This window comes from Stenotrophomonas sp. Ste96 (assembly GCF_024519495.1).
Lineage (GTDB): Bacteria > Pseudomonadota > Gammaproteobacteria > Xanthomonadales > Xanthomonadaceae > Stenotrophomonas > Stenotrophomonas bentonitica_A.
The window spans coordinates 1-701 of record NZ_JALJRX010000042.1; the positions used below are offsets into that span (position 1 = coordinate 1).

Here is a 701-nt window from a genome sequence, read left to right on the forward strand (position 1 = left end):
CGCCGTAACCGGCCGCCCAATGGGCGAACGCGGGATCGGCCTGCCGGTGGGCGTTGGCCAATTCGGAGATCCGCTGGCGCTCGGCGGGCGACAGTTGGTCGGCGGTGCAGCAGTTGAGATGCAGGTTCATGGGTTCTCCGGCGAATCGGTCGAAGCGGTCATCAGGGACAAGGCCGCGGCGGCAAGGTCCGCGCCCAGCGCGATCGCGTTCGACGGGTGGGCAATGGTGTCGGTGCTCACGATGCGGGCGAGGCCCGCCTGCTGCAGGCGGGCATAGGCATCGCCGGCGAACACCGGATGGATGGCGACCAGCAACGGCTGCGGCAGCGACAACTGACGCAGGTGCACGAGGGTCTCCAGGATCGTGTGGCCGGAGGACACGATGTCGTCGATCAGGACCGGGGTCCGGCCGGCCACGGCCGCCGGGTCAGGCAGGCTCACGCGCACGTCATAGTCGCCATGGCGTTCCTTGGCCAGCACCTGGTATGGCATGCCGGACCGGGCCGCGATGTCGGCGACCCATTGCTCACTCTCGCTGTCGGGTCCGATCAGCACCGCGTCGGGGACTGACTCTGCGATCCAGCGGGCCACCGCAGGCGTCGCCGACACGTGGGCCGCCGGCATTCGGTAGAGCGACTGCAGGCGCTCGACGCGGTGCAGGTGCGGGTCCACGGTCACCAGCCAGTCGAACGACTCCTCCA

General features: G+C 69.5%; 1 protein-coding gene. It reads right to left on the reverse strand.

Annotation, left to right across the window (positions count from 1 at the left end):
* Positions 1-126: 126 nt before the first annotated feature.
* A partial coding sequence (locus OC373_RS18740) for a phosphoribosyltransferase family protein (RefSeq protein ID WP_261998281.1) occupies positions 127-701 on the reverse strand: 575 nt, incomplete at its 5' end.